Here is a 222-nt window from a genome sequence, read left to right on the forward strand (position 1 = left end):
TCGCCGCGGTCGTGTAGACGGAATGGAAATGCGCAGCGGTGCGGAACACATTAATGCGTTCGTACCCTTGGCTGAAATGTTCGGTTATGCAACGGACTTGCGTTCCAAGACGCAGGGTCGCGGTGTTTATACAATGACTTTCGACCACTACGAAGAAGTTCCTAAGAATGTAGCGGAAAAAGTTATCAGCGAAAAAGGCTAATTTTAATCGCATTGGAGGAA

Annotated in this window: 1 pseudogene; it reads left to right on the plus strand. The window is 47.7% G+C overall.

Annotation, left to right across the window (positions count from 1 at the left end):
* Nucleotides 1–202 (plus strand): annotated as a pseudogene (locus tag PGX78_RS09295) (elongation factor G); the annotation flags it as partial.
* Nucleotides 203–222 lie beyond the last annotated feature (20 nt).

This window comes from Megasphaera sp. AF13-6AC (assembly GCF_027685385.1).
Classification (GTDB): Bacteria; Bacillota; Negativicutes; order Veillonellales; family Megasphaeraceae; genus Megasphaera; species Megasphaera micronuciformis.